The organism is Paraburkholderia solitsugae, from assembly GCF_013177695.1.
GTDB classification, from domain to species: Bacteria; Pseudomonadota; Gammaproteobacteria; order Burkholderiales; family Burkholderiaceae; genus Paraburkholderia; species Paraburkholderia solitsugae.
In genome coordinates this window covers 30,444-55,084 of the sequence record NZ_WOEY01000026.1, presented here as the reverse complement: position 1 = coordinate 55,084, position 24,641 = coordinate 30,444, and the positions used below count along the sequence as shown (strand labels likewise).

Below are 24,641 nucleotides of genomic sequence, written 5' to 3'. Positions count from 1 at the left end.
CATAAGATGACCCAACGTTTCGATTCGCCGGCTTCGCCCCGGCGCCGCCGGCTCATGTCCGCGCTGCCGGCAGCCGCGTTGCTCGGCGTAACAGGCACACTCCTGATTTCGACAGCCGTTGCAGCCACCCCGGCAGCGAGCGAGAAAACCGATCCGCATGTCGATCTCAGCAAAGTCCGTTTGCGCGTCGCGACCTACAAGGGCGGCGACGCCACGCTCCTGAAAACTGCAGGACTCGCGGATACGCCGTACACGATCGACTGGTCCGAGTTCCAGTCGGGCAACGCGATGGTCGAGGCGATGAACGGCGGCTCGCTCGATATCGCCTCGGGCAGCGAGATTCCACCGATCTTCGCGCGCCTGCAGAATGCTCAGGTGCGCGTGATTGCCGTCTACAAAGACGACGTCAACAATCAGGTCGTGCTGGTACCGAATGGCTCGACGATCCGCTCGATCGCCGATCTGAAGGGCAAACGCGTCGGCTATCTGCGCGCCACCACGACGCACTACTACCTGCTGCGCATGCTCGAAGAGGCGGGGCTATCGTTCAACGATATTCAGGCCACCTCGCTCGCGCCGCGCGACGGCTTCGCCGCGTTCAACGCCGGTTCGCTCGATGCCTGGGCGATCTACGGCTACAACGTGCCGCTCGCGATCTCGCAGGCGGGTGCGCGCGTGCTGAAAAACGCCAACGGCTATCTGTCCGGCAATTACCTGTACTACGGCCATCCGTCGGTGCTCGCCGACCCGCAACGGCGCGCTGCGTCGGCGGATCTGCTGGTGCGGCTGCAACGCGCCTGCACGTGGTTCGGCCAGCATCAGGATGTCTACGCGAAGGTGTTGTCCGCGGAATTGCGCGTGCCCGAGGAGGCAATCCGCTCGTTGTATCGCAACCAGAGCCAGGCGCGCCGCGTCACCGGCATCACGGCGGCGGACATCGCGAGCGAGCAGCAGGTTGCCGATACGTTCGCGCGTGCAGCGGTCATCGACCGGCACGTCGACGTCGCACCATTGTGGACCGACACCTTCAACGCCGCGCTCGCCCACGGTGCGTGACTGATTCCATCCAACCCACATTCTGAGCATTCGATGACTCAAGCTTTGAGACCGGACCGGCTGCGCGCGTTCGTTGGCCGGATTGCGGCGCTCGTCGACGAGCATGTGCCTGAAGCACCGCTGCTCGAAGCGGGTGGTGCCGCGCTGCGCGAGCTGATCGCTCACGACGACTGGTTGCCCGACGCCTTTGCGCAGCCCGACCCCGAGCGCTATCAGCAATTCCTGTTGCACGCCGATTCGCGGCAGCGTTTTTCAATCGTCAGTTTTGTATGGGGACCGGGCCAGTCGACGCCGGTGCACGATCACACCGTATGGGGTTTGATCGGCGTGTTGCGTGGTGCGGAAATTGCTCGGGGCTATCGCATCACGCGAGACGGCGCGCTGGAGGAGGAGGGCGCCGCAAAGCGCCTCGATGCCGGTGCAGTGGATGCCGTGTCGCCGCGCATCGGCGATATCCATCGCGTGAGTAATGCTTTTCGTGATCGTGCGTCGATCAGCATTCACGTGTACGGTGGAAATATCGGCGCGGTAACGCGTTCTGTCTATCCGGCCGAAGGCGGCCGCAAAACCTTTATCTCCGGTTACTCGAACGACGTGTTGCCGAATATCTGGAATGTTTCGAAGGAGTCCCCGATCTCATGAGTTTCGCTAAAGAGTTCCGTATCCGATCATTCAAGGATGTGCGCAGTGCACTGCTCGAGCGCGAGGAAATCGCGCTCGTCGACGTGCGCGAAGAGGATCCGCACGCGCGCAGTCATCCGCTGTTCGCGGCCAATCTGTCGCTGTCGCGTCTCGAACTGGAAGCGCCCGTGCGGCTGCCGCGCCGCAATGTGCCGGTCGTCGTGTTCGACGACGGCGAAGGGCTTGCTGAACGCGCCGCGCGCCGTCTGAGCGAGCTGGGCTATACCGATGTCGCGCTGCTCGAGGGTGGCCTGCAAGGCTGGCGTGAGGCAGGCGGTGAATTGTTCCAGGACGTCAACGTGCCGAGCAAGGCATTCGGCGAACTGGTCGAAAGCGTGCGCCATACGCCGTCCCTCGGAGCGCCGCAGGTGCTGGCGCTGCTCGATCACGAAGCCGATGTGGTGGTGCTCGACGCACGCCGTTTCGACGAATATCGGACCATGAATATTCCCGGCAGCATTAGCGTGCCTGGCGCGGAACTGGTGCTGCGCGCACGGCAGCTTGCGCCGAACCCGTCGACGCGGATCATCGTCAATTGCGCGGGGCGCACGCGCAGCATCATCGGTGCGCAGTCGCTGATCAATGCGGGCGTGCCGAATCCGGTTGCGGCGCTGCGCAATGGCACCATTGGCTGGACGCTTGCCGGTCAGGCGCTCGCGCACGGCAGCTCGCGCCGTTTCGATCCGGTTGTCGATGACACAGTGCGCCTCGCCGCCGCTGATTCCGCGCGCGGGGTGGCGGATCGCGCCAAGGTGGGCCGCACGTCGCGCGACGAAGCGCGCCGCTGGGCCGACGAATCGGTACGCACCGTCTATCGTTTCGACGTGCGCACACCGGAAGAATACGAAGCGGGGCACGTGCCCGGTTTTCGCAATGCGCCGGGTGGTCAGCTTGTGCAGGAGACCGACATGTTCGCGCCGGTGCGCGGCGCGCGCGTGATCCTCGCCGACAACGATGGCGTGCGCGCGAGCATGACCGCGTCGTGGCTCGCGCAGATGAACGTCGACGTGTATGTGGTGGACGGCCTGGGCAACGCGGACTTCAGCGAAAAGGGCGCAGCGCCCGCCGCACGCTATGCACCCTCGCCGCCTGCTGTCGATGAGATCACGCCGGCCGGACTGGTTGCGCTCCTGCAATCGCCCGGTACCGTCGTGGTGGACTTCACGACCAGCGCGAACTATGTGAAGCGCCATATTCCGGGCGCGTGGTTCGCGATTCGCGGGCAACTCGATGAAGCGTTGTGCAAGCTGCCGGATGCGCAACGCTATGTGGTGATCTGCGGCAGCAGTCTTCTTGCGCGCTTCGCCGCGCCTGAACTGGCGGCGTTGACGGGGAAGCCGGTACAGGTGCTAAGCGGCGGCACGAGCGCGTGGATTGAGACGGGCCTGACTGTCGAGAGTGGCGAGACGCATCTGGCCTCGCCGCGCATCGATCGTTATCGTCGCCCGTATGAAGGAACCGATAACGCGCACGAAGCGATGAACGCGTACCTGGAATGGGAGTACGGGCTCGTTGCTCAACTTGGGCGCGATGGTACGCACGGTTTTCGCGTGATCTGAGCTGCTAGCTTGAGCGAAGCAGACGAAGCAGACGAATCAGCCGAAGCAAACAAAGTCAGCGCGCGGCTCAAGCCGCGTGCTGCGCACGCGCTTCCTTGAATTGCCGCTCGATCGCCGCGCCGAAGCGTTCGACCGGCTGTTGCAATTTGCCCAGCACGCGCGGATGCACGAGCCAGATATCGATGAGCGGCTTGAAGTCGCTGATCGAGACAATATCGAGTGCGTCCGCGTGAGCGCTGGCTTGCAGCAGCGGCAACGGCACGAGTCCAAGGCCGTTACCGTCAGCAACCAGCTGCAATTGCAGTTCAGTGCCGAGCGTTTCGAGATTCAGCTTAAGCGCAAGCCCCAAGCCAGTCAGCGTGCGTTGCAGGCCGTCGCGAAAGCCGCAACCATCCGGATTTAACACCCACCCGATCGACTGACATTCCGCCAACGTATGCGCGCGCTTTTTTAACATACCCTTTTGCGCGACAACGACCAGTTTGATGCGGCCAAGCGAGTGCGCCGACAACGCCTCGTCGAAAGTCTTGTTGCTGGGCAGGAGGACTGCGGCGGCGTCGAGTTCGCCCTGCTCGACGCGCTGTAGCAACTGCCTGCCCCAGCCGGTCGACGCACGCGCTTGCAGATCAGGGTAGGCCGCCTTGAGACCACGCATCGCATCAGTGAGTGCGATATCGGCAATCGTCTGCGCGACGCCGAGGCGCAGTGTGCCGACTGGCGGCGTGTCGGTAGCGACGATCTCGCGCAGCACGTCGAGTTCGCGCTGGATCGCGCGGCATTGTTCGTAGACGATGCGGCCCGTTGCTGTCGCTTTGAGCGGGCGCGTATTGCGGTCGAGCAGTTCGACGCCGAGCGCCTCTTCGAAATTCTGCAGGCGGCGCGTGATGGCCGGTTGTGTGAGGCCGAGAGAGAGTGCTGCCTGTTGTAGCGATTGGCAGCGAATGACGGTGACGTATGCGTCGATTTCGTCGATCTTCATGATGAGCGGTGACTGGATGGGTGCGCAACGGGGCGCAAGATTCGTGCGTTCGATGATACCTGTATCGATGTGCGCGCACGCCGCGCCATTCAAGAAAATTCGCATATTTGCTTAGCAGAATAATGCGTTTGTCTTATACAGATGCGTGCCTTATCGTCGATAGCCAATCACCTGGATGCCACGACGTAATCGCCGCCATGACGACTTCTAGTTCTTTGTTCTCCGCCTCATCCGTGTTGCAACGTGCGTTGCTCAAGCCGCTCGGCGTGGTCATGCTCGCACTGTGCGGCACGGTTTGCGCGACGCAGTCCTATGCGGTGGATTTACCCGTGCTCAAAGTCGGCGATCAGGCCTTGCAAACACGCGGCATTCTCGAGGCATCCGGTCAACTGAAAGACCTGCCGTACAAGATCGAGTGGTTCAATTTTCCCGCCGCGCAACCGCTTGGCGAAGCGCTGAATGCCGGCGCCGTGGATGTCGGCGGCCTGGGCGATGCTCCACTGGTGTTTGCGCTCGCTGCCGGCGCCCGGGTGCGAGCGGTCGCGGCGACCCGGTCGAATCCGCTGGATCTGGCGATCGTCGTCGGCACGCAATCGCCGTTGAAAGATGCGGCGAGCCTGAAGGGCAAGCGCATCGCCACGACGCGCGGCTCGATCGGCCACTATCTCGCGCTCGCCGCATTGAAGAAGGCCAGCGTGCCGGTTACCGATGTCACGTTCGTGTTCCTTGCCCCCGCCGATGCGAAGGCGGCGCTAGCGTCAGGCAGCGTCGATGCATGGTCGGTGTGGGACCCGTACACCGCGCTCGCCGAAGCGCGCGATCACGACCGCATCATCGCCAATGGCGTCGGCCTGTCCGAAGGACTCAGCTATCAGGTCGCGACCGAACGCGCGATCGCGGACAAGCGCGTGCAACTTGCCGACTTCCTCCGACGCGTGGCGATCGGCCAGCGTTGGGCGCTTTCGCATCCCGACGAAGTGGCGGCGATGCAGTCAAAAGTCACGGGCCTGCCGACCGATGTGCTGAAAACCGTCTATCAACGCGGCCAGGTGCATCCAGTGGCCATCGACGACAGCGTCGTCGCCGCACAGCAGCGCACCGCCGATACCTACGAAGCCGCCAACGTGATCCGTGCGCATCTTGACGTGCGCACGAGCTTCGATCGCAGCTTCCCTCTGCCGTGATGCGGCCTGCCGGAGCCCTCACATGAACGCCCCGATTGCCGACAGCGCGGTGACGCGCCGTCATCCACCGCTCGACAGCGATGCGTTCGACGCACTACTCGCGCGGCTCACGAGCGAGTTCGCTGCAAGCGCGGCTCACTACGACCACACAGCGGAGTTTCCGCACGCCAATCTGGCGCGTCTGCACGAATTCGATCTGCTTTCGTTGACGGTGCCGTCCTCGCTCGGCGGCGTGGGCGCGAGCTTGCCACAGGCCCTGAAAGTGGTGCGCGCGGTGGCGCGCGGCGAGCCGTCCACGGCACTGGTGCTCGTCATGCAATACCTGTTTCATCATCGCTTGCAGGGCAACCCGCATTGGCCTGTCGAACTGCGTGAACGGGTGGCGCGTGAAGCTGTGCGCGATGGCGCGCTGATCAACTCGCTGCGCGTCGAACCCGAGTTGGGCACGCCCGCGCGCGGCGGTTTGCCATCGACGATGGCGAAGCGCAGCGCGGACGGCTGGATCATCGACGGCAGCAAGCTGTACTCGACCGGCAGCCCCGGTCTCACCTGGCTCGCGGTGTGGGCGCGCAGCGACGAGACGCCGCCGCGCGTCGGCGTGTGGCTGGTGCATCGGGACACGCCCGGCGTGCGGGTCGGCAGCGAGTGGAATCATCTCGGCATGCGCGCCACTGGCAGTCATGAGCTTGTGTTCGACAACGTGTTCGTGCCGGCCACGCATGCCGTTGATGTCCATCTGCCCGGCGAGCCGGGTGCCGGGCTCGATGCACTCGGCTTCGCGTGGATGAGTGTGCTGTTGTCGGCGGTGTATGACGGCGTCGCGCGGGCGGCGCGTGACTGGTTCGGGCAATGGGCCGCTGGGCGCAGGCCCGGCAATCTCGGCGCGCCGCTCGCGAGCCTGCCTGCGTTTCAGCAGACGCTCGGCCGTATTGACGCGCTGCTGTTCAGCAATCGCGTGTTGCTCGATACCAGCGCGCACGCCGAACGCGTGACGCTCGACGAAGCGCCGTTCGTCAAATATACGGTGACGAATCAGTCGATCGAAGCGGTGCAACTGGCGGTCGAGGCGAGCGGCAATCCCGGCCTCACCCGCGACAATCCGCTCGAGCGTCACTATCGCGATGTGCTGTGTGCGCGGATTCATACGCCGCAGAACGATTCGGTGCTGCAGGGGGCGGGGCGCGCGGGTTTCGCAAAGGGAGCAACCTGAGCGGAATCCGCCGGGCCCCGATGGACCGGGTCACGATGGAGCGGTCACGATGGACCGGGTCCCGATGGACCGCACGTACCTGAGATGAAGGCGACGCATCTTCGCTGCATTTTCGCGCGCGTCAAGAAGGTAGCGCGACCGTCGCGCAAGCCACATGCAACGCCAGCGCCACCTACCGCAAATCTTCTGCCAATTCGGTGTAAACGCGCACTCGTCTAAATCGGCCAATCCGTTTAGATTAGCTGCACTTGAAAGGCTTATCGAGGGACCAGGGCGGCCAAACAAGCAGCGGTCTGCCATTCCGGCGATGGCGCAAGGTCAGAGGCCAAGGTCTCTCGCCGCTTTGCCCGGGACCAGACCGCTGCGCGTCGTCCGCAATGCGTCGCTTCAGGCGGCTATCTAGTCGCTGTTTATTTTCCGGTTTGACCGTATCGACCGATTCTGGCGACGCTTTGCACAGCGTCGCCTTTTTGCTTGTGGCAACGGTTTTTGCGGGTTCAGCGCGAACTTGCCGCCCTTTTGCGGTGCCTGTTGCGGCGCGTTTTGCTGCGCCGTTGCCTTTGCCTTTGCCTTTGCCTTTGCCTATACAGTCTCCTGCGGTTTTTCACAGTTTTTCCGCGGCTTCGTCACGTAATCGCATCCCACCGCAATCCACTCTGCATAAAGGCGCCACGCCGCATTGCCGCCCTCGCTCGCGGTTTTTTCCGTACGCGGTTATCCTGTAGTACACCCTACACAACGGGATGCGGGCGGATTGCAGCTTCGCATCCGTACAGGAAACTCGCTGTGAGCCTGAAACTGCTTACTGTCGCGATGCTGGCCGCGTGCGTTGCGCTGACCGGTTGCGACGACCAACAGAGCGACCGCGCCGTGCAAAAACTCAAGGAATTCTTCAACGCCGTCAAGCCGGACGCGTTATTGCTCAAGAATATGACGCCGGGCGTCACGACTGAGGCGGAGATCCGCGATCAGATGGGCAAGCCGGAAACCGAGCGCACGTTTACTGACGGCTCGAAGCGCTTCGAATATCCGCGTGGCCCGCAGGGGCTGAATACGTACATGGTCGACATCGACCGCGACGGCAAATTGCAATCCATCACGCAGGTGCTAACCGCCGACAACTTCGGGAAGATTCGCATCGGCATGACTGAAGACGAGGTGCGCCACCTGCTCGGCAAGCCTGGCCAGATCGCCGTGTTTCCGCTGAAACCGGAAACCGTCTGGAGCTGGAAGTGGCGCGAGGGCGGCGTGACTGAAGAAGGCATTTTCAACGTGCACTTCGATCAATTTCAGAAGGTGTACACGACATCGCGCTCGGACGTGATACGTGGGCGATAGCGGGTAAAAAGGTGGGGAAGACATGATACATCGACGTCGATACAGCCGTATCGGGCTGGTGTTGGGGGGTGGGGCCGCACGCGGCTGGGCGCATATTGGCGCGATTCGCGCGTTGCACGATGCGGGCATCAAGCCGGATGTGGTGTGCGGCACGTCGATCGGCGCGCTGGTGGGCGCGATCTACGCGAACGGCGACCTCGACTGGCTGGAGGAGTGGGTTTCGCGGCTCACCTGGCAGACGGTGGTGCGGCTACTCGATCTGCGGTTTTCAGGCGGCTTGCTCGGTGGGCGCAAGGTGATCCAGATATTCGCGGACAAATTCGCCGGCCGCTCGATTGCGCAGTTGAACATGCCGTTCGCGGCGGTGGCCACCGAACTTGATTCGGGACGCGAGAGCTGGTTGCAGGACGGCAGCGTGGTCGATGCGGTGCGCGCCTCGATTGCGATTCCGGGGATTTTCACGCCGGTGTTTTACAACGGCGTGTGGCTGGTGGACGGCGGCTTGAGCAATCCGGTGCCGGTCTCGGTGGCGCGCGGCATGCGTGCGGACTGCGTGATCGCGGTCGATCTGAACAACGACATTCTGAATGGGCGCGATTTTGGCGGCGCGGCGGTCGACACGCCGGCGCTCGATCCGGATGCGCCGCCGCCGGTCGCGCTGCGGCGGAACGGGAAGCCTTGGCCGCGGTGGCTTGCGCCGGCGGAAGGGCGCGCTTCCGATGATGTGCGGGTGGCGCCGGCGCCGAGTGCGCGGGTGCCGTCGATGCTGAGTTCGATCGCGCAGAGTATTGACATCATGCAGGTGCGGATTTCGCGGAGTCGCCTTGCTGGCGAGCCGGCCGATATTTTGATTCAGCCGCGGCTGGGTGGGATGGGGATTTTTGATTTTCACCGTGCCGGTCCGGCGATTGAGGAGGGGCGCGCGGCGGTGGAGGTTATGTTGCCGGCGATTCGGGCTCGATTAGGGATTGATTAAGGTTTTTTTTGCCTGCGCGGCGCTTTGTCTGTGTGCCTATGGCGATGGGCTTTTCCTGGGTTTTTTGCCTGCTTGGCGCTTTCTCTCTGTATGCCTACGGCGTTGGCCTTTCCTTGAATTGATATTGGATTATTAGCGTCGCCCCTGTGCGGGGCGGGCACCTACTTTTCTTTGCCTGCCGCAAAGAAAAGTAGGCAAAAGAAAGCGGCTCAAACCGCTAATTTTTAAGCGGGTCCCCTGGCTTGGAGGGGGCAGTGGTGCATCTGGAATCTGTGTTCCCGCACATTCGGCGTGAGTGACATGGGCGTCATACTTCCGGCGGCGCTGCGCGCGCCGAACGGTACTTCTTAAAACCGTCCGCTGCGATTCAGCTCTTGCGTTTTGCTCAGACCCCTGGCTCATCATTGCACTGCCACTGCCACTGCCACTGCCACTGCCACTGCCACTGCCACTGCCACTGCCACTGCCACTGCGAGTGCGAGTGCGAGTGCCACCGCAACTGCAACTGCGCCGCACCGGCGTTTCGTTCGGCCTGAGTTATCGGGCTTTCATTTGCTGGCGCAAATTGTCTTTTGGATACTTGGGCACTTTGCCGAGGCGAAGCCGATGGTTCCCACCACGCGCAATCGAAGCCTCACGGTTTCCCGGGCAGACCCATCCGCGACGCACGTAGTGCGGAGTGGGCGCTGATGAGCCCTTTGTCACTGACGCTGAAGGTGCGAGAACACAGATTCCAGATGCACCACTACCGTGGCTGCGCGGGGGACCCGCTTAAAAATTTGCGGTTTGAGCCGCTTTCTTTTGCCTACTTTTCTTTGCGGCAGGCAAAGAAAAGTAGGTGCCCGCCCCGCACAGGGGCGACGCTAATAATCCAATATCAAATCAAGGAAAGGCCAACGCCGTAAGGGCACAACCAAAAAGCGCCGCGCAGGCAAAAAAACCAAGCAAAGTCCAACCCCGCAGGCAAACAGAAAAAAGCGCGCCGCAGGCAAACAACACCCCTTTTACTTCCTCCGAACAGTCAGCGCCGTTTCCGACAAATCCACCTCCCGCATGAGCTTATTCAAAGTCTCATCATTAATCTCCTGAGAACTGCGCAGCGCGAGCAGCGCCTTCCTCTCGGCGCGCATTGCCGCTAACTTCATCCGGAACTCCAGCGCATCGGCACGGCGCGCCAACTCCCGTGGCTCCTGTTCGTCGCCCAGCGTGGCAAGCCTTCGCCGATAAATGTCCATCACCCTCGCCGTGACATCCGCGGCATACGCCGATGCCGACTCATCAAGATCCGCACACTCGACATCATGCACTTCGTCCACCGCACGAATCGCTGCTTGCGCAGCCGTCGTGCGCGCCAGCACTTCCTCTGCGGCATGCGGATCCTTTCCTCGCCGCCAGCCACGCAGCAGCAGTGGCAACGCCACCACGGCCACCAGCAGCGATAAAAGAATCACCCCCGAGGTAATGAAAATCGCGAGGTCCCGCCCGGGTAACGGTGCGCCGCCGGGCAAAACCTCGGGCAGCGACAACACACCCGCCAGCGTCACCGCGCCACGCACGCCGGCCACCGTCGTCACCGTGACCGTGCGCAGGCCGGGCACCGCGTTGGCTACGCCGTGCTTCGCCGCGCCGCGGCTCGCGAACCAGCGTAGCAGCCACACCCACACGAAACGCAGCGCGTAGAGCGCCACCGCCACCGCGGCGATGTAGCCGATCAGCAACCACACCTGCGCGTTGCTGGTCTCGTGCGCGTCAAACAACGCGCGGCCAAGAATGTGCGGAAACTGCAGCCCCAACAGAATGAACACCATGCCGTTGAAGACGAACTCGATCATCGTCCACGTGCTGTTCGCGCGCACTCGCGATGACACCGGCCCGGCATTCCAAATGCTCGCGTAGTTCATCATCATGCCGGCCGAGACGGCGGCCAGAATGCCCGACAACTCGAAACGCTCGGCGATCAGATACGCGGCGAACGGAATCAGCAGTGTCATCACCACGCCGGGCGCCGGATCACCCTCTTCGTTAAGACTCAGAAAGCGCGCCGATACAAAGCTGAACAGCCAGCTCACCGCCGCGCCCGTCGCGAGACCGCCCACCGCGATGATCACGAAACTGATCGATGCGTCGCGCAGCGAAAACACACCCGTCAGCGCCGCCGCAATTGCGAACTTCAAGGCGACAAGGCCCGATGCGTCGTTCATCAACGCCTCGCCTTCGAGGATGTGCATTAGCCGTCCAGGAATTCTGCCCTTGCCGACGATACCTGTTAGCGCCACCGCATCCGTCGGCGACAGCACCGCGGCAAGCGCGAACGCGACCGGCAGCGAGATCGACGGCACCAGCGCATGCACGAAGTAGCCGACTGCCAGCACCGTCATGAAAACGAGGCCGAGCGCCAGCATCAGAATGGAGCGGCGCGCCATGAACAATTCGCGCTTGGGAATGCGCCATCCATCCGCGAACAGCAGCGGCGGAATGAACAGCATCATGAAAATTTCCGGATCGAAGGTGACATGCAGTCCGAGCCTCGGCCACGCGAGCAATGCGCCAATCGCGATCTGGACGAGCGGCAGCGGCAAGGCGATCGGCAGTATCCGGGTAACGACGCCGGAAGCGGCGACGGCGAGCAGAAGTATCAGTACGGTAAAGACAATATCCATCGATCTATTTATGGCGCTATAACGGTGCTTCCTCTTCGATCGTCGACGATGTCGCCGCATATCGGTCGTGAGGTGTGTGTAAGGAACAAGGCCGAAGTTTAGCCCGACGACGCATCGCGCCATCGCCACCCCGGCAAGACGCCCGCGAGCACGGCCAGGAAGTGTCGCGGCGAGACGTTGCACCTTTATGGTGCGCGTCACGCCCGTGCGCGGCGCATCGTCCCTTCCACCGGTGCAACCGGACCTGCAAATTTCATTCGAATGTGCGCCAGCGTGCGCATGGAGCTTGCTTAAGGAATATCGATGACGCACATTTTGGGAAACGGTGCCGAGGTTGTTCGCTTCCGCGTTCGGACCGGCCCGGCTCTCGCGTGAGAGGATTGCATGACGATTGCGCAACAGGAAAGGACGGCCATTGCGCCGCATGGCTTCGATGTCGAGGTGACGTCGGGGCTCGAACGTTTTTCGGCGCAGCATGGCGAGCTGACGTTGACCAGCGTGTTTCAACCGATTTTCAGCCTGTCGCATATGCGGGCGGTTGGCTACGAGGGGCTGCTGCGCGCGCACGACGCGCTCGACCGCCCCGTTTCGCCGCTCGACGTATTTGGAGAAGCAGCGCGCCTGGGTGATGTGCTGCAAGTCGACCGGCTCGCCCAGACCCTGCATCTGGAGAACTTCAAGGTACTCGGCGCCGAGCGCGAATGGCTGTTTCTGAACGTCCATCCCGGCGCGCTCACCGATCCGTATCTCGCCGCCGCCTTGCTGGCCAACCTGAAGCGACTCGATCTGTCGCCGCGGCGGATCGTGCTCGAGGTACTCGAACAGGGCGCAGAAGATCTCGAACGGCTCGTCGACGCGGTGCGCCAGTTTCGCGAGCGCGGTTTCCTGATCGCACTCGACGACTTTGGCGCGGGCCACTCAAACGTCGAACGGATCTGGCAATTGAATCCCGATATCGTGAAGCTCGACCGCATCATGCTGTCGCACGCCGCACATCGTGCCGATATGGCGACGATTCTGCCGGGGCTGGTGGCGTTGCTGCACGAAGCGGGCAAGCTGGTGCTGATCGAAGGTGTCGAAACGGAGCATGAAGCGCAGATGGCGCTCGGCTGCGACGCGGACTTCGTGCAGGGATTTTTCTTCGGCCGACCGAATCCCGGCGCGGCCGACGCAGCGCACGCCACGACGTGCATCAGCGAAGTCACCGACCGCTATCGCGACCAGTCCGAAGCGCGCGAGCGCCGCAATGGGAGCCGTCTCACACCGTACCTGCGGGCGTTCGAGCGCGCAGCGGAACGGCTCGCCGCCGGCGAACCGCTCGAGGAAGTGTGCTGGAATTTCCTCGCGCTCGACCATGCCGCGCGCTGTTTCCTGCTTGACGCGAAGGGCAAGCAGGCGGGCCGCAACGTCGTATTGCGCGCCGATCGCGCGGCACATGAGACGCGCTTTTTGCCGCTGGCTGATGCGCAAGGGGCGAACTGGCTGCGTCGTCCGTATTTCCGCGCGGCGATCAATGCGCCGGAACGCGTGCATGTGACGCGCCCGTATCTGTCAATCAACGAGGCATTGCCGTGTGTGACGCTGTCGGTGGCGACGCGTGTCGGTGAGCAGACATGTGTGCTCTGCGGCGATATTGATTGGGTCGAAGAATAGCGGTTCTGATGGGTCGCTCGGGAGGGTGAGCGGCGGTCCTGGTGGTCCAGATTGGAAGGGCGAGTAGTGGCTCTGATGGTATAGATCGGAACGGTGAGTGGCGGTTCTGAGATCATGTCGTTTTCAACGACACACAGCCGCGCTCATGTCCGTCCTACTCGAAATCATCGCCACCACCGTTGCCGACGCCCGGCTTGCCGCGCAGGCCGGTGCGAACCGTCTCGAACTCGTCACGGCAATGGGCGAGGGCGGTTTGACGCCGAGTCTTGGGTTGATCGAAGCGGTGGTTGCCGCGGTTGATATCCCCGTCAACGTGATCGTGCGGCCGCATAGCCGCTCGTTCGTGTACGACGCCGACGACTACGCCGTGATGCTGCGCGACGTGCGTGCCGTCAAAGCGGCCGGCGCGAACGGCGTAGTGATCGGCATGCTGACGGCAGACGGTGAGATCGATCGCGAAGGCCTCGCGCGTGCGATCGATGCGGCGGATGGCTTGGCGATCACCTTCCATCGTGCATTCGACAAAACGCGTGATCTGCAAAAAGCGCTCGACGTGCTGCTCGGTTTCGATGCCGTGACGAATGTGCTGACCTCGGGCGGCAAACCTTCTGTACTGCAGGCAGAGTCGATCATGCGTGACCTGGTACGGCAAGCGTCCGGCTCACGTTGCACGGTGCTGGCGGGCGCGGGTTTGACCATCGACGCGGTTGCCGGCTTCCTGAGCGCGACGCAAGTTCAAGCGGTTCACTTCGGTTCGGGGGTGCGCGTTGGCGTCAACGGTCTTGCGCCCGTTGACGCGGCGAAAGTCGCGCAGGTGAGAGCGCTACTGGACGCAAAGCGTAGCTGATTCGTCAGGAAGATAACCAGCGCTATTGGACGCAGCGCGTAGCAAAACGATCCGGCGGAAAATCAACGCTACCAGACGCAACGCGTCACCATTCCATCAGGCAAAAAAACGCCGCTTCGAGGTTCAACTCGAAGCGGCGTTCTTCATTCACCCGCGAAAGAACTACTTCGCGACGACCACCGGAATACCGCGCAACTGCCCGGCGCCCTTCACCTCTTCCAACGACTTCTTCACCGATGGGCTCGTCGCTGCTTCGATCTGCAAGCGCGCAGCGAGATCGCGCTCGCCGCGTTTCACACCCGCCAGATTCGCCAGCTTCACGTGACCATAACCGCGGACACGAGCATGCAGATCGGCGAGCTTCGCGACGTCTTCCAGATTGCTCGTGTTGAGCTTCGAGAACGCGCGTTGCAGCGTGGTTTCATAGTCGTCGGCGAGTTCGCGCTCCATCTTACGTTCGAGCGTGCGGCCGAACGGATCGAGCATCGTGCCACGCAGACCGCTGAATTTCGCCATCACGCCGAGCACCGGCCACATCCATTGACCGAACGTCTTCTTGGTCGGATTGACGCCCGGTTGAGGACGCGTGAGCGTCGGCGGCGCGAGGTTGAACTTGATGCCGAAGTCCTTGCCCGCCACGCCTTCGAATTGCGCTTCCAGCGCTTCACGGAAGGCCGCATCCGTATGCAGCCGCGCGACTTCGTATTCGTCTTTTACCGCGAGCAGACGATAGAACGTCGTCGCCACGGCGCGCGTGATGCGCTCGCTCTTTGCATCGACCGCGGTTTCGGCACGGCGCGCCGCATCGACCAGCGCGCGATAACGCTTCACATAGCTCGCGCCACCGTACGTCTGGAGACGGCCTTCGCGATGCGCGATCAGTTCGTCGAGCGTATCGACGCGCACCGCCTGCTTCGCCAGATGCCGTGCTTGCCACAGCGATTCCAGCGCGGCCGGGTCTTCCGCAGCCACACGCCCAATTGAAAACGCCAGTTGATTCATCTGCACCGCGACGTTGTTCAATTCAATCGCGCGCATCATCGCGGCGAACGACACCGGCACCAGACCGAGTTGCCAGGCATAACCGAGCATCAGGATGTTCGCGCCGATGGTGTCGCCAAGGAAGCGCGTGGCGAGCGCCTGGGCGTCGCACGTCGACATGCGGTCTTCACCCGCGGCGTGGCGCATCTTGTCGATCAACGCGTCGGCATGCAGCGTTGCATCCGGGTTCTGCACGAAGGTCGCGTTCGGAATGGCGTGCGTGTTGACGACGATGCGCGTGCGGCCATGACGCACCGTTTGCAAGGCATCGGCGCTCGCGCCCACCACCATATCGCAGGCGAGCAGCACGTCGGCCTGTTGCGTGTCGATGCGCACCTGATTGAGCCACTCGTCGCGCGCGGCGAAGCGCACGAACGACAACACCGAGCCGCCCTTTTGCGCGAAGCCCATGAAGTCGAGCACCGAGGCGCTCTTGCCTTCCAGATGCGCGGCCATGCTGATTAATGCGCCGACGGTCACGACCCCCGTGCCGCCAACGCCGGTCACCAGGATGTCGTACGGCGCGGCATCGAGATGTGTCGCAGGAATCGGCAACGTGTCGACGCGTGCAGCGAGCGCTGCCGGATCGAACGCGGCGCCTGCGGCTTTCTTCAGCTTGCCGCCTTCCACCGTGACGAAGCTCGGGCAGAAACCGTTCACGCAGGAATAGTCTTTATTGCAGGACGATTGATCGATGCGGCGCTTGCGGCCCAACGCGGTTTCAAGCGGCTCGACCGACAGACAGTTCGATTGCACGCCGCAATCGCCGCAGCCTTCGCAAACTTCCTCGTTGATGAACAGACGCTTGTCCGGATCGGGAAACTCGCCTTTTTTCCGGCGACGCCGTTTTTCCGCCGCACAGGTCTGGTCATAGATCAGCACGGTCACGCCGTCGATATCGCGCAACGCGCGCTGCACCGTGTCCATTTCGCTGCGATGGTGGAACGTCGTGCCTTTCGGGAAGAGGTCGTGATGGCCGTCGTATTTCTCCGGCTCGTCGCTGACCACGACGAAACGCGACACGCCTTCGGCTTCCACCTGACGCGCGATCTGCGGCACCGAGATGCTGCCGTCGACCGGCTGGCCGCCCGTCATCGCGACGGCATCGTTATAGAGGATCTTGTAGGTGATGGTGGTGTTCGCGGCCACCGCCTGGCGGATCGCGAGAATACCCGAGTGAAAGTAGGTGCCGTCGCCGAGATTCTGGAATACGTGGCGCGTTTTCGTGAACATCGAATGCGAGGCCCAATCGACGCCTTCGCCGCCCATCTGAATCAGACCGGTGGTGTCGCGCTCCATCCACGACGCCATGAAGTGACAGCCGATCCCCGCATGCGCGATAGAACCTTCAGGCACTTTGGTCGATGTGTTGTGCGGGCAGCCCGAGCAGAAATACGGCGTCCGCTTCACGCTATCCGCCGCATTCGAGAGGATTTGCGGCGCAACCAGATCGACCACACGTTCGCGGCGATCCAACGCGGGTTTGTGCTTCGCGAGCCAGTTCGCGAACACCGGCAGAATGCGCGACGGCCGCAATTCACCGAGCGACGACAGCAGCAGCGTGCCGTCTTCGGCGTTCTTGCCGACCACGATCGGCCGCGTGCCTTGCGTGCGGTTGTACAGATAGTCTTTGATCTGCTGCTCGATGACCGGGCCCTTTTCCTCGATCACCAGCACTTCTGACAAACCGGAAACGAACGCGTCGATGCGCGTCATCTCCAACGGGAAAGACAGGCCAACCTTGTAGATGCGCACGCCGGCCGCTTCCAGATCCGCGACTGTCAGATCGAGCCGGCGCAGCGTTTCCATCAAGTCGAGATGCGCCTTGCCGCACGTGACGATACCGACGTTCGCATGCGGACTCGGCGCGATCCATTTGTCGATGCTGTTGGTGCGTGCGAAGTGACGCACCGCGTCGAGCTTCGCGTGCATCCGCGCTTCGATCGTCAGGCTCGGCAGATCGGGCCAACGGTTATGCAGGCCGCCTGCGGGTGCTTCGAAATCCTGCGGGGTCGCCCATTCGGTTTGCAGCGCATCCAGATCGACAGTGGAGCCGGATTCGACGGTTTCCGAAATCGCCTTATACCCGACCCACGCACCCGAGAAGCGCGACAGCGCCCAGCCATACAGGCCGAACTCGAGCATGTCGGCAATGTTCGACGGATTCACCACCGGCATATGCCACGCCATCAACGCGAAGTCGCTCTGGTGCGGCATCGACGACGACACGCAGCCGTGGTCGTCGCCCGCCACCACCAGCACGCCGCCGTGCGGCGACGAGCCGTACGCGTTGCCGTGCTTCAGCGCATCGCCCGCGCGATCCACGCCGGGGCCTTTGCCGTACCACATGGCGAACACGCCTTCGACGGTGCGCTCCGGGTCCGATTCCACCCGCTGCGTACCGAGCACGGCGGTGCCGCCGAGTTCTTCGTTGATCGCCGGCAAAAAGCGAATATCACTCGCCGTGAGCAGTTTCTGCGCTTTCCACAACTGCTGGTCGACCATGCCGAGCGGCGAGCCGCGATAGCCGCTAATGAAGCCGGCCGTGTTCATGCCGTGCGCGCGGTCGGCTGCGCGCTGCATCAGCGCAAGGCGCACCAGCGCCTGTGTACCGGTCAGGAAGATTCGGCCGCGCGTGGCGGTGAGGTTGTCGGACAGCTTGTAGTCGGCGAGAGCGGGCGTGCCGTCGATGGGCAGGCGAGCGGTCATGGGTGAGTCTCCATTGTTTTGCATCCGCGCGCCGTGGGTGGGGACCACAAAAGGTGACGCGGCGAAAGAGACTCTATTTTTTAGCGCCGATTGGAGTGAATTTTTTCTACTTGGTCAGGCGTTCAACGAAACAGCGCGACGGGCCGCGCGTTTTAATGAAGTTTTGAGATGGATCTGCCACGCGGCGGGCGGATTCGGGTATGCCCTGGTGCGCCGCGCAAGGGTGAAATCCGCCTTTTAATACCCCGTCCAGACGGCCAACGCCAGCGCGCCACCCGACAGCACCAGCAGCACCACGAACAGCGGCAGGATGAACCTGATCCACTGACCGAAGCCGACCCGCGCGGTGGCGAGATACGCGAGCAGCATTCCGGAGGTCGGCGTCACCATGTTCGTCAAGCCGCCGCCCAACACGAAGGCGAGCACCGAGGTTTGCCCGCTAACACCGGACAACTGCGCAATCGGCCCAATGATCGGCATGCTGACCGCGGCCTTGCCGGACACGGACGGAATGAACACGTCGAGCACCATCTGCACGGCCATCAGGCCGTTCGCCACCCACACCGCCGATTGGCCGCGCGCGAGCCGCGTGAAATGGTCGATCAGCGTGTCGAGCACCAGGCTGTTCTGCAGAATCAGTTCGACCGATGCCGCGAGACCGATCAGCAAACCCGCCAGAATCATCCCCTTCATGCCGTCGACGAAAGCGTCGGCCGCGCTGCGCGAATCGAGCCTGCCCACGGCCGCCGTCACGATGCTGATGAACACGTAGAACGCGGACAACTCGACGTTGCCCCAATGCAATTCACGCGTGCCGATCACCAGCATCGCAGCGGCGATCGTCAGCACGATTAACGTCGCCTTGTGGCGGCCCGAGAGCTTAGCTTGCGGGTGTTCGTCCAGACTCGCGCGTGCGACGGCCAACCGATAGCCGCTCAAACGCACGTGAGCCAGCAGATACAGAATGCCCAGCGTCAGGAACACGACGAACACACCGATGCGCATCGCGATACCGCTAAAGAGCGGCACACCGACGATCGGCTGCGCGACGGCGAGCGACAACGGATTGGTCACCGAGGCGATATACCCGACCTTCGCGGCAATCGCGACGAGCCCCACCGCGAACAGGTTCGATAAACCGAGCCGCCGTGCCAGTACCATCACCATCGGAATGATCACGAGGTATTCGGAGATGAAGCCGAGCAGCGTGCTGCCGAGGCCGATCAGGACCATGAGCAGCGGCGCCAGCACATAGACGTTGCCCGCGGTGAGTTGCAGGAGCCGGTCGATCCCTGCATCCACCACGCCCGTCTTGCGCATCACGCCGAACATGCCGCCGACGAACATCACCATGAAAATCAGCGGCGCGTTCTTGATGAGGCCATTGGGGACCGCGACGAAGGCCGACACGAGGCTCGCGGGCGCGGCCTGCTCGGGCGTGCTTTGGGTGACGCTCGGTGCGATCAGCGTGGCAAGGCTGTGGCTCTTCGGCACCACCTGATAGGTGCCCGGCACGACCAGCTTGTCGTGACGCTCGAAGTGCCCGGCGTCGATCAGATAGGTCATCGCCACGGCGGCGAGCACGACCCAGATCATCATCACCACCGGATGCAGCATCTTGCCGTGGGGCTTCTTTTCATCGCTGCCGCTGCCGGGATGGCTGCCTGGAGGATGGTCGTCGTCGGCGGTGGGCGCCGTGGGTGGGGCGAGCGTGGTCATGGGCGGGTTCCTGTCATGCCGGCTGCGGATTCATCTGCGGCGCGGTGTACCCGAGTTCGGCGGAGATCGTGCGGCTGCACGCTTGCAGACGTTCGAGGTAATCGGGAATCTCAATCCGGCTGATGCGCATCTCTGGCCCCGAGACGCTGATCGCGGCCACTGCCTGGCCGCTCATATCGCGTACCGGCACCGAGATGGCCACCGCACCCGCCGTGACTTCACCCACGCTCACCGCATAGCCTCTGCGCACGATCACATCGAGTTCGTCGACGAGCTTCATCAGGTCCGGCGGCTGCGGCAGTTTCTTCAGGTGCGCGAAGTATTCGGTCCTGACGGCGTCCGGTGCGAACGCGAGCAGGATCTTGCCGGACGCGCCGCTGTTGAGCGAGCGCCGGTTGCCCACCGCGCCGATCATACGCATCTCGTGCGTGCTTTCGCAACGCGCGACACACACCGTTTCCAGCCCTTCGCGCACGCGCAGCACGACGTTTTCGTTGATCGCCTGATTGAGCGCGAGCATGTGCTTTTGCGCCGAGCGCACCAGTGTGTTCTGCTGCGCGGCCGCGACGCCGATCACGAACGCCTGCGGACCGAGCGCGTAGGTCGAGGCGCGTGTGTCCTGCACGACGAAGCGATGCAATTCGAGCGTGCACAACATGCGGTAAGCGCGCGACTTGTTGATGCCGAGTTGATTGGCGAGCTCGGTGACGCCGAGACCCGGATGTTCGGCGACATGGCTCAGCAGCTTGAGCGCGCTGTCGACGGAATCGACGATGTAGTTCACGGTTGTTCCTTCCTAGGTTGCGTCATTAAGCCGGGCGGGGCGCGGCAAGTTGAGCGCGGACGTAGTCGGCGAGCGCGGCGACGAAGGCGTCGAGGTCGCGCTTGAGCGTGTGGAAGCCGGCGTGTTTGACGAACTCGGCCTCATCCATATACAGCCCGCGCTTCAGTTCGATCTGGATGCTGTGCCTACGCTGCGCAGGATCGCTGACGGCCGCGAGCAGATCGCCACCCTGATAGGGCTCGTTCACCTGCACGCGATAGCCCGCGCCGCTGAAATAGTCCGCCACCCATTGTGTGAAGGCAGGATCCGCAGTGGTGCCGCGGCGGTCGCTGACGACGAAGTCGGGTCGCGCCTCGCCGGCATCGACGTTCATCTCGTTGCCGCGCGATTTCATCGAATGACAGTCGACGTGCCACAGCGCGCCGTGCTGCGCATAAGCGCGCTCGGCTGCGGCACTGAGCGCCGCCCGGTAGGGGCGGTAGTACGCGTCGATGCGGTGCTGGACTTCGGCGACCGACAGCTTGCGGTCGTACATCGGCACGTTCGGCAGCGCGTCGCGCCGGATCAGACCCATGCCGCGCAGCGTGTACTTCTGTGGGGCAAGCGGTTCGGGCCACGGCTCGGCGAGCAATTGCGCATCGATATCCGTGATCGCGCGATTCGGGTCGATGTAGGCGCGCGGGAAATGCGCGCCGATCAGTACCCCACCTTGCGCCGGCACACCGGCCCACAGTTCGTCGACGAACGCATCCCACGAGGTGCGAATCGCGGCGGCCGGCGCGGACGTACCGAAATCGGCCGGCAGCGCGATGCCGCTGTGCGGTGAATCGAACAGGATCGGCAGCGCCGCCGCGGTGGGTTGCGCGATAAAGAACGGCGCGTCGGCGGGCGCGGCAAAAGTGTTGTTATCGGGCGTCAAAACAAATTCCTTTCTGGTGGCCGACGCGCTTTAAAGGTCGTCGTGGCCAGAGTCAATGGCTCGTGTGTTTTATTAAATAAAACAGCGTATCAATATTTAACGACGAACCTTATGAATGGTCAAGTGACTCGTTGAAAGCCTTGCTATCCGGGTCGTTCATTTTGAAATCCTTGCTGGTCAAGGATTTACGCTGTGTTGGCCAGTAAAACCCCCAGCGCCGGGTTGTGTCGTCAATGCGGGCAAACCAGTATCTCTGCGTCAGCTTGACCAAGTAATTTTGCGTTTCGAATAATAAACGATACATTGTTTTATTCAATAAAACAAAGAGATCGGGGCGCCCACGCAGCAGCCGGGCGGCTTCGACGGACCAGGTTCACACACTCACAACAAGGAAACGCAGATGAACAGGACAGGTTTGGCGATGGCGCTTGCGGGCGCGGGGATCGGCGCGGTGCTCGCGGTGTCCAGTGGCAACGCCGCGGCGCAGTCGAGCGTGACGTTGTACGGCATCGTCGACTCAGGTATCACCTACACGAGCAACCAGAAAGGCAGCACGACCTGGCAGGCGACCGGCGGAAACGAACAGGGCACGCGCTGGGGCATGGTGGGCACCGAGGATCTGGGCGGCGGCACCACGGCGATCTTCAAACTGGAGAACGGCTTCAACATCGAGACCGGCACGGCGAGCGCGAATAGCCGCATGTTCGGCCGTCAGGCGTGGGTGGGTCTGGCGAACCAGCGCTGGGGGTCCTTCACGATGGGGCGCCAGTACAACGCCGCGCAGGATTCGCTGGCGCCGTTGCAGATTGGCGCGAGCACGTCGCTGACGCAGTACGCGCTGCATCCGTTCGATACCGACGACCTGAACAACTCGTTTCGCACCGACAACTCGGTGAAATACGTCACGCCGACGTTCGCGGGCTTCCAGGGCAACGCGATGTACGGTTTCTCCAACGCGACCAACTTCGCGGCGAACCGCAGCTGGAGCGTCGGGGGCACGTATGCGCAGGGTCCGTTGCATCTCGGCATTGCCTACGTGGTGCTCGACAATCCGGCGCTCGACACGACCGGCGCGATTCCGTCGGACAACTACTACACGTTCCTGAAGGGCATCACGAAGCAGCAGATATGGGGCGCGGCCGGCACGTACGACTTCGGCAATGCGACGTTCGGCATGCTGTACACGAGCTCGCTGTTCAACTTGCAGACGGGCGCATCGCAGCGCTTCAACAACTACGAAGGCAGCTTCCGTTATCGCTTCACGCCGGCCGTGATGTTCGCAATCGGCGAAACGTACACGCAGGTTCTTACGACGCAAAGCACGAAGCCGAGCGTGCACTATCTGCAAACCAGCGCGGGTGTCCAGTACTACCTGTCCAAGCGCACCGATCTGTATGTGAACGCGATCTATCAGCGCTCGTCGTCGAATACGGTGGCGGACGTTGAAGGGATCAGCAATCCGTCGAGTTCGAGCACGCAGGTGGTGGGCGTGGTTGGGATTCGCCACAAGTTCTGAGCGGGCACCGCCCGCGCGCTCTACGGCGCGGGCGCTTTCGCCGCGGACGCGGCGACCGGCGCCGAGTCGAGCGGCACGACCTCGTTGAAATGCGAGTAATCGATGTGACTCACGCCGTTTTCCTCGCGCATGATGTCGACGAACCGGTGTTGCCAGCGGATCTGCTCGCAGGGCCACGTGTAGCGCGCCTGCATGGTTTGCGAGGTCGATTCGTCGACCCCCTCGAGCGTGAGCAGCAGCGACATGTCGCGGCCCTTGAGCGTTTCGGCGGTTTCGCCGAACAGCGGGCTGCTTTCGTCGATGACGTGCATCAGGACCCAGCCTAGCTTGAACACGGGATGCTGGTCGCGCACCAGCGTCAGATCGTAGAGCTTGCGCAGCGTAAAACCTTCGACGGTGGTCTCCAGCCGCATGATGCGCAGCTTCGCACGCGCTTCGGCGATCACGTTCTGACGTGCGTTGGCGGCGCGCACCATCAACGTCATGCGGCCCTCGAGCGGCCGCACGACCGCGTAGCGGGCGAACATGATCTTGGCGTGCGGGCGTGAGAAGCGCGCGAAGATCAGCCCGGTCGCCAACGCGATGCTGGACATGCCGACAAAGATCTCCAGTGTCGCGATCCAGTGGGCGTAGACCGTTTGCGGGTGCATGTCGCCATAGCCGACCGTCGCGAGCGTTTCGACGCTGAAGAAAAACGCGCCGCCGAAGCCTGGCGGAAACTGATTGGCGATCGGTGCGTTGCCGAGCATGTAGAGCGCGGCAAACACGGTGTTGAGCAGCAGGAACAAGACCCCGAGCGAGACGAAAAAAGTCGGCCAGCGGACCATGAGTGCGCGGTGATAGAGATCCTGCCAGAGCGGCGTCGGCATGCCGTGCGCGATAACGACGCGATCATCCAGGCGCAATTCCCGGCTGCCGCGCGTGCGACGTTTTTGCGTACGCGTTTCGTCGTCGCCGATGCTGGAAAGATGGTCTGGTGATTCGGTCGCCATCGCGTGCCCGTAGAGAGGAAGAACGCGTAAAGCGTAGCACGCCGGTTAGCGCGCGGAGGGGGATTGTCGGCGCGCTGAAGGGACGTTGGAGAGCGTGCCTCAACGGCGGGTTGCACAGACGTCGAGGTGGCGCAAACGGCGTGTTGCACGGGCGCCGAGGTGGCGCTTCCAACACCCGCCTGCGGTACTTTGGGCGAGTGTGCAGGAGATGCGCCGATTCCGCTCGCTTGACGCCCACGCCTCCATCAATGCGCCCGCCGTAGGGCTACGGAAAGGCCCGCGGCTTCGGAATGCCGGCGCCGTGTTCGATGTCGTCGACGCCTTGCTGGTGCGCTGCGGCGATAGCTTCGGCTTCATCCGCGTAGCCGTTGTCGCCGCCGACGGTGGTCCACGGCTTGACGGCTTTCTCGCGATGCCGGATTTCGTATTCCGCGTCCCAGCGTGCACCGTTGAGTTCGAGCGGACGGACGTGAATCGAGTACACGCCGTAGAGGAAGAGCTGTTCAGCCATGGTCGCCTCCAGCCGGTTGATTCAGAAGTGGCGCGGTGCGCTGGGCGCGGCGCCGGGTTGCCTAGAGTTCGATTTCCCCAAGGATGCGATGGGCGAGGGCCTTGGCTTCCTCGAGGGCTTCCTCGGGCGTGGACGAGGAGGATTCGACTTCGTAGACCGTGGTTTCCTGGTCTTCGGATGCTTCGCCTTCGTCGCGGGAAAGGGTGACCAAGCCCTGCCACGTGTCGCTTTGTACTTCTCTTACCGACGCGGTGGCCGTATAGATGCCTTTGGTGTAGGTGATGTCATCCATGGCGACGCTCCTTGT

General features: G+C 62.8%; 20 protein-coding genes. 11 read left to right on the top strand and 9 right to left on the bottom strand.

The genetic code is table 11. The features are described from left to right. The first annotated feature begins 6 nt into the window (after positions 1-6). The 3 genes from GNZ12_RS06555 to GNZ12_RS06545 are packed head-to-tail and all read left to right on the top strand — an operon-like array spanning position 7 to position 3,296. A complete protein-coding gene (locus tag GNZ12_RS06555; RefSeq protein ID WP_172309579.1) occupies positions 7-1,056 on the top strand; it encodes an ABC transporter substrate-binding protein in 1,050 nt (349 codons plus the stop codon). A gap of 33 nt (positions 1,057-1,089) precedes the next feature. Then, positions 1,090-1,698, top strand: coding sequence for a cysteine dioxygenase family protein (locus GNZ12_RS06550; RefSeq protein WP_172309578.1), 609 nt, complete (start codon positions 1,090-1,092; stop codon positions 1,696-1,698). Next, positions 1,695-3,296: a rhodanese-related sulfurtransferase gene (locus GNZ12_RS06545; protein WP_172309577.1), complete on the top strand. Its 1,602-nt coding sequence runs from the start codon at positions 1,695-1,697 to the stop codon at positions 3,294-3,296. The genes GNZ12_RS06550 and GNZ12_RS06545 overlap by 4 nt, the downstream gene beginning before the upstream one ends. A gap of 67 nt (positions 3,297-3,363) precedes the next feature. Here GNZ12_RS06545 and GNZ12_RS06540 read toward each other — a convergent pair whose 3' ends face one another. Further along, the gene (locus GNZ12_RS06540; RefSeq protein WP_172309602.1) at positions 3,364-4,275 is read right to left on the bottom strand and encodes a LysR family transcriptional regulator; all 912 of its coding nucleotides are present in this window, start codon (positions 4,273-4,275) and stop codon (positions 3,364-3,366) included. Positions 4,276-4,547: 272 nt separating this feature from the next. Here GNZ12_RS06540 and GNZ12_RS06535 point away from each other — a divergent pair, with 272 nt between their 5' ends. From GNZ12_RS06535 to GNZ12_RS06520, 4 genes are all read left to right on the top strand, one after another. Next, positions 4,548-5,459 (top strand): ABC transporter substrate-binding protein, encoded by a 912-nt coding sequence (locus GNZ12_RS06535; protein WP_235993623.1) that lies wholly within the window; start codon positions 4,548-4,550, stop codon positions 5,457-5,459. A gap of 22 nt (positions 5,460-5,481) precedes the next feature. After that, positions 5,482-6,669 (top strand): acyl-CoA dehydrogenase family protein, encoded by a 1,188-nt coding sequence (locus tag GNZ12_RS06530; protein WP_172309575.1) that lies wholly within the window; start codon positions 5,482-5,484, stop codon positions 6,667-6,669. A 786-nt stretch (positions 6,670-7,455) separates the two neighbouring features. Next, entirely contained in the window at positions 7,456-8,007 is a 552-nt protein-coding gene (locus GNZ12_RS06525) for a hypothetical protein (RefSeq protein ID WP_172309574.1), read from the top strand. A gap of 22 nt (positions 8,008-8,029) precedes the next feature. Further along, on the top strand, positions 8,030-8,983 hold the full coding sequence (locus GNZ12_RS06520) for a patatin-like phospholipase family protein (protein ID WP_172309573.1): 954 nt from the start codon (positions 8,030-8,032) through the stop codon (positions 8,981-8,983). A gap of 1,004 nt (positions 8,984-9,987) precedes the next feature. Here GNZ12_RS06520 and GNZ12_RS06515 read toward each other — a convergent pair. Next, entirely contained in the window at positions 9,988-11,643 is a 1,656-nt protein-coding gene (locus GNZ12_RS06515; RefSeq protein WP_172309572.1) for a Na+/H+ antiporter, read from the bottom strand. 384 nt (positions 11,644-12,027) lie between these two features. On the opposite strand from GNZ12_RS06515, the gene GNZ12_RS06510 reads away from it, so the two are divergent. Then, positions 12,028-13,296: a sensor domain-containing phosphodiesterase gene (locus GNZ12_RS06510; protein WP_172309571.1), complete on the top strand. Its 1,269-nt coding sequence runs from the start codon at positions 12,028-12,030 to the stop codon at positions 13,294-13,296. Between the two features lie 145 nt (positions 13,297-13,441). Beyond that, on the top strand, positions 13,442-14,143 hold the full coding sequence (locus GNZ12_RS06505; RefSeq protein ID WP_172309570.1) for a copper homeostasis protein CutC: 702 nt from the start codon (positions 13,442-13,444) through the stop codon (positions 14,141-14,143). A 162-nt stretch (positions 14,144-14,305) separates the two neighbouring features. On the opposite strand, the gene GNZ12_RS06500 is transcribed toward GNZ12_RS06505, so the two are convergent. After that, entirely contained in the window at positions 14,306-17,893 is a 3,588-nt protein-coding gene (locus GNZ12_RS06500) for an indolepyruvate ferredoxin oxidoreductase family protein (RefSeq protein WP_172309569.1), read from the bottom strand. Between GNZ12_RS06500 and GNZ12_RS06495 the strand changes: the two genes are divergently transcribed. Further along, entirely contained in the window at positions 17,892-18,134 is a 243-nt protein-coding gene (locus GNZ12_RS06495; RefSeq protein ID WP_172309568.1) for a hypothetical protein, read from the top strand. The two genes, GNZ12_RS06500 and GNZ12_RS06495, sit on opposite strands and share 2 nt — an antisense overlap. Here GNZ12_RS06495 and GNZ12_RS06490 read toward each other — a convergent pair. The 3 genes from GNZ12_RS06490 to GNZ12_RS06480 are packed head-to-tail and all read right to left on the bottom strand — an operon-like array spanning position 18,131 to position 21,315. Further along, complete coding sequence (locus GNZ12_RS06490; protein WP_172309567.1) at positions 18,131-19,612, bottom strand: YfcC family protein; 1,482 nt, start codon at positions 19,610-19,612, stop codon at positions 18,131-18,133. The genes GNZ12_RS06495 and GNZ12_RS06490 overlap by 4 nt on opposite strands. A gap of 13 nt (positions 19,613-19,625) precedes the next feature. After that, positions 19,626-20,396 (bottom strand): IclR family transcriptional regulator, encoded by a 771-nt coding sequence (locus GNZ12_RS06485; RefSeq protein WP_172309566.1) that lies wholly within the window; start codon positions 20,394-20,396, stop codon positions 19,626-19,628. A gap of 25 nt (positions 20,397-20,421) precedes the next feature. Next, a complete protein-coding gene (locus GNZ12_RS06480; protein WP_172309565.1) occupies positions 20,422-21,315 on the bottom strand; it encodes an N-formylglutamate amidohydrolase in 894 nt (297 codons plus the stop codon). Positions 21,316-21,715: 400 nt separating this feature from the next. On the opposite strand from GNZ12_RS06480, the gene GNZ12_RS06475 reads away from it, so the two are divergent. After that, positions 21,716-22,831 carry a porin gene (locus GNZ12_RS06475; protein ID WP_172309564.1) on the top strand — a complete coding sequence of 372 codons (1,116 nt, stop codon included), beginning with the start codon at positions 21,716-21,718 and terminating at the stop codon, positions 22,829-22,831. Between the two features lie 20 nt (positions 22,832-22,851). Here the strand turns inward: GNZ12_RS06475 and GNZ12_RS06470 are convergent, their stop codons facing one another. The 3 genes from GNZ12_RS06470 to GNZ12_RS06460 form a co-directional block, all read right to left on the bottom strand. Beyond that, positions 22,852-23,823 carry an ion channel gene (locus GNZ12_RS06470; RefSeq protein ID WP_172309563.1) on the bottom strand — a complete coding sequence of 324 codons (972 nt, stop codon included), beginning with the start codon at positions 23,821-23,823 and terminating at the stop codon, positions 22,852-22,854. A gap of 265 nt (positions 23,824-24,088) precedes the next feature. Further along, positions 24,089-24,334 carry a hypothetical protein gene (locus tag GNZ12_RS06465; RefSeq protein WP_074285658.1) on the bottom strand — a complete coding sequence of 82 codons (246 nt, stop codon included), beginning with the start codon at positions 24,332-24,334 and terminating at the stop codon, positions 24,089-24,091. A 61-nt stretch (positions 24,335-24,395) separates the two neighbouring features. Then, positions 24,396-24,626, bottom strand: a complete 231-nt coding sequence (locus tag GNZ12_RS06460; RefSeq protein WP_172309562.1) for a hypothetical protein — start codon at positions 24,624-24,626, stop codon at positions 24,396-24,398. Between the last annotated feature and the right edge of the window lie 15 nt (positions 24,627-24,641).